The sequence below is a fragment of the Mycobacterium sp. genome (assembly GCF_032162605.1).
GTDB lineage: Bacteria > Actinomycetota > Actinomycetes > Mycobacteriales > Mycobacteriaceae > Mycobacterium.
In genome coordinates this window covers 1-2,992 of the sequence record NZ_JAVROT010000222.1, presented here as the reverse complement: position 1 = coordinate 2,992, position 2,992 = coordinate 1, and the positions used below count along the sequence as shown (strand labels likewise).

Below are 2,992 nucleotides of genomic sequence, written 5' to 3'. Positions count from 1 at the left end.
GGGTTTTGATTGATTTGCGAGCGTGCGCAACGAGCCGCAATTATCCGGCGTGTCTTGTACGAACACGCACGCTCGCGGTGAGGGCGCCAGCACCACCGCGCCGCCTAGCGCAGTTGTCCGAGTTTGGTTGCAGCGGTGACGAACACGTCCTGGCAGCTGACTCAGAGGCCTCTGTCCGCCAGCCATCCGCAGATGCGCTCGGCGACGTCCCGCCAGCCCGGTTCGACCATCATGTTGTGGCCCATCCGGGGAAAGAGTTCGGCCGTCGTCTCGTAGGCGCGTGCCGTGGCCCTTACTTCGGCGTTGGTGATGCTTCCGTCGTCCTCACCGCCGAGCACCAGCATCGGCGCGGACACTCGAGTGGCTTTGGGCAACCGGAAGCCCGCGTCGACCAAAGCGGCGCGCAGGCTCTCGTTCTCGCAGCGGGCCGCGCCTGCGTCAACGATGGCTTGCGGCGTGTAGTCGCAAAACAACACCTCGCGCGGACGTCGCGTGAAGACTTCCTTGTTTTCGCCGAAGGTGTTGGCGCGCATCGTGATCAATGGATGCTTGCGCCAGAGCCGGAGGGCGCACCGCAGCACGCCCTGCGGTGGCAGCGAGGCCAGGAGCACGCCCGCGGGTGCGTCATAACGCTGCAGGTAGTGCTGCACGGTGAAGCCGCCCAGCGAGTGGCCGACCACTATCGGGTCACCGTCGAGTCCTTCGGCAGCGGTGCGCACGTCGTCGACGTAGTCGGCCACCGAAAGTCTGTTGAGTGGCTTGTCGGAGTCACTGCCGCCGTGGGCACGGAAACTCACCGCAGCGGCGCGGAAGCCGTGACTCGCGAAGTAGTCGAGGAAGTGTTCGTCCCAGCACCACGCGGCGTGACAACCGCCATGGACGAACAGCAACGGCGACGGATGTGCCTTCGTGACATGACCCTTGTCGATGACTTCCAGCATTTGGCGCCCCCCGGCCTACCGCGATCACATCGGAATCATGATCAGAGTACGTCAGCCCGTCGTCTCGGTGAGTGCGGCGATGCGCGCGCCGGGAAGCGAAGAGCCATGCCGCGCAAAATCACTGGATCGCCGAACGACTGCTGGACCGGACTCCGATGCTGACCGCCCACGTTCGACCGACGTTTTTCGCCGAATGGCTCGACTGGTACCGGGCCACCGACGGAACCAGCGGCGCCATCAGGCTGCCGATGGGGGATGGCAGGCGCTCAGCCACGACGGGCCGTACTCGATCCCGGTTACCGTGGACGGATCATGACCATCGAGAGTATCGGCATCATCGGTTCAGGCGAGGTCGCCCGTGCGCTCGCCAAGCATGCGGTCGGCGCGGGCTACCAAGTGCTCATCAGCAACAGCCGCGGACCGGAAAGTCTGGCCGGCGTCGTCGACCAGATCGGCGGCGGCGCGCAGGCCGTCACGGTGCGCGAAGCCGCGCGGGCCGACCTCGTCGTCGTCGCCATCCCGTTCGTGAAGGTGCCGGAACTGACGGACGCTGCGGACTGGTCGGGCACGGTCGTCGTCGACGCGACCAACCAGTTCGCGCAGTACCGACCGACGTACGCCGGCTTCGTCGACCTGGGCGACGAGACCGGAAGCGAGTGGGTGGCCCGCCGCCTGCCCGGCGCGGCGGTGCTCAAGGCGTTCAATGCGATGTTCGCGAGTTACCTTGCGCCCGAACCGAAGCATGCCGAGGGCAGGCAGATCGTGTTCTACGCCGGCGATGACGAGGCGGTGGGCGCGCAGTTCGCGACGTTCGTCGAGCGGCTTGGGTTCGCGCCGGTATCGGTGGGCGGGTTGCGCGACGGCGGGCGATTGCTGCAACTCGGTGGCTCGCTCAGCGGCGTGCATGCGCTCCGGCAGGACTGACGCGCGCACCGAGCCCCAGGAGGCATGAGTCTGCTTCCGGACTTGGTCTCGCCGGTGATACCAAGTTTCGCATTTGCATCAATGTCCGTACGGAGCCTCCAGCCCGTCGTTCCGCATGGTCAGGCCTCCGCAGCTGAGGTCCGTGGTGGTGGGGACGACGTCGGACGGCCCGATCGACGCCGTCGTGCCGTCGAGGTCGAGCTCGGTGCGCCGCATCATTCCTGGCTGATCCTCGAGGTTCAGGTACCCGACCAGGTGCGGGCCGTGGCCGAGGTCGCCGCACCCGACGCCGTCGCCGTTGCCGCGCCGGTGGCCTTCGTCGAAGACGAACGGTTCGCCCTGCTGGTCGACCACGGTCGAGACGCTGCAGCCGGAGGCCGCATACAGGTTGGACTCGCGACCGGTGTCGACGATGAGCTGGTGGTTTCCGTCTTGCTGAGCGTCGATCAGAAGCGCCCGTTGCACCATCGGGCTGGGGGTGTGCACCGTCGTCGAACCGGTCCCTGCGGCGGTGGTGATGCCGGTCGAGAAGGCATCGGTGATCCACAGCATTGCGGGCTGCCCGTACAGGGCGCTGACGTCCCTGGTCGCCGCGCCGGGCGGTGGGCCGCCGGGCGCGCAGTTGGCGTCGGCCGAGGCGTGCGGGGCCGCGACGAGTCCGAGCGCCGTCGCCACGAGTATCCAAAGTCCCACGTCTACACATGGTGTGGTCATCGCTGACCCTTGAACGCCGTCGCGCTGATGACGCCGCCGCCGTTGACCGGGGGCCCGAGCAGGACGGTCGACGGGTTGTAGTCGACCAGTGAGCGGCCGCCACCGCACGCCGCCTTGGCCTGCAGGCACAGCGAGTCGCCATTGACGCCGATGACGTTGCTGCTGCCGCCCCGTACGTCGGGGACTTCGACCTCGGTGGTGGTGCCGTCTGCGTTGAGCTTCGCTAGGTAGACGACGCCGCAAGCGCCGATGTCCTGCACGAAGGTGCCCACGGGCAGCTGCCAGACGTCGACGTCGCCGAGGTCCGCACCGGTCTGTCCGTCGTTCGGTGCGGTCAGCGCCGTGGGGGCCGTGCCGTCGACGGGGACCAACCACAGCTGCGACGGATGGGAGCCGCAATTGGCGAGCACCGT

3 protein-coding genes and 1 pseudogene are annotated in these 2,992 nt (G+C 67.5%); 1 reads left to right on the top strand and 3 read right to left on the bottom strand.

Annotated features, from left to right (window positions below):
* Positions 1–161: 161 nt before the first annotated feature.
* Positions 162–941 carry an alpha/beta hydrolase gene (locus QOI01_RS13700; RefSeq protein WP_526381736.1) on the bottom strand — a complete coding sequence of 260 codons (780 nt, stop codon included), beginning with the start codon at positions 939–941 and terminating at the stop codon, positions 162–164.
* Between the two features lie 312 nt (positions 942–1,253).
* On the opposite strand from QOI01_RS13700, the gene QOI01_RS13695 reads away from it, so the two are divergent.
* Positions 1,254–1,865: an NADPH-dependent F420 reductase gene (locus QOI01_RS13695; RefSeq protein WP_526381734.1), complete on the top strand. Its 612-nt coding sequence runs from the start codon at positions 1,254–1,256 to the stop codon at positions 1,863–1,865.
* Between the two features lie 78 nt (positions 1,866–1,943).
* Here the strand turns inward: QOI01_RS13695 and QOI01_RS13690 are convergent, their stop codons facing one another.
* A complete protein-coding gene (locus QOI01_RS13690; protein ID WP_526381732.1) occupies positions 1,944–2,558 on the bottom strand; it encodes a hypothetical protein in 615 nt (204 codons plus the stop codon).
* A gap of 17 nt (positions 2,559–2,575) precedes the next feature.
* A pseudogene (locus QOI01_RS13685) lies at positions 2,576–2,992 on the bottom strand (hypothetical protein); the annotation flags it as partial.